Genomic DNA, 1,192 nt, shown 5'->3' on the forward strand with positions numbered 1-1,192 from the left:
GGGGGCAACGTGTTGCCCGATAGCCCAGATAAAACCGGCGAGTTCTCGCGCAATGGCGGTACAGACCTGGTTCTTGAGCTTGCCGCGTGCCATCAGGTTGCGAAAGCGCTGACAGAGCCGCTTTTGCGCCGACCAGGCGATCTCCTGGACTTCAGGTGCCGTGCGCTCTGCGCGCCGCTGCAGGATCGCGGTTTTCCGTGCGGGATGACGATAGGTCCACGCTGCCTCGATAAGTACGCGCCGGACGTGGCTGTTGCCGGTCTTGGTGATGCCACCGCGGCGCTCGCGCTTGCCGCTGGAGTGTTCGCTGGGCACCAGGCCCAGATACGCCATCAGTTGCGGCGCGTCGGCAAACCGTGTGAGGTCACCCAGTTCCGCGAGCACCGTGACAGCCGAGAGCAGACTGATGCCGCGCAGCGCCATCAACGCCTCGATCACTGGCCAGAGCGTGCTGGCGTGCGCGGCCGTCTCGACTTCGCGGTCGAGGCTGGCCACGCGTTTGCCGCAGGCCTGTACCGTGTCGATATATTCCTGCAGCACGATCTGTTGCTCCGGCCGGGCGAACCTGATGCCTTCCAGCCAGCGCCAGTGTGCCTGCGTCCACCTGGAGCGGCCCGTGTAACGATGGCCATGGCGTGACAGGAACGACAACAGCCGTTGCTTGGCCTGGCGTTGCAGATGCTTCATGTCCTCACGCGCACGGGTCAGATCCCGCAGTGCCTCCTGTGCCTCGTCCGGAATCCATACGGGGCTCAATTCGCCGGCTCGATGCAGGCGGGCCAGACCTAGGGCATCGCGTCGGTCGGTCTTGACGCGCTCGCCCGGCTTCTTCGGAATCAGCGATGGCGCCACGACCTGGCAGTCTTGCTTGAGCTCCCGCAAGTGTCGGCAAATGGTGTAGCCGCAGGGGCCGGCTTCGTAGCAGAACGTCAGCCGCCCGGTGCCGCGCCTGAGGCGCGCCACCACTTTCGCGATGGCCTCGGGCGTGTTCGCGATCTCGCCCATATACCGCACCTCGCCGCCCATGTCGGCGACCGCCACGGCAATCGTTTCCTCATGTACATCCAGGCCCACGTACTTGCTAAACTGGTTCATGGCCTGCCCCCTCAATGCGGCTCTGAGCCGCGGTGTACCCCACCTCAAGCTTAATCCGCGTACCTTGAGGCGCGGCAGGTCCATACATGATGTCTAG

The 1,192-nt window shown here is 64.6% G+C and carries 1 protein-coding gene; it reads right to left on the minus strand.

Annotation, left to right across the window (positions count from 1 at the left end):
- On the minus strand, positions 1-1,095 hold a 1,095-nt coding region (locus VSR68_RS42460), incomplete at its 3' end, for an IS110 family transposase (RefSeq protein WP_342945372.1).
- Positions 1,096-1,192 lie beyond the last annotated feature (97 nt).

This window comes from Paraburkholderia phymatum (genome assembly GCF_038900715.1).
GTDB lineage: Bacteria > Pseudomonadota > Gammaproteobacteria > Burkholderiales > Burkholderiaceae > Paraburkholderia > Paraburkholderia phymatum_A.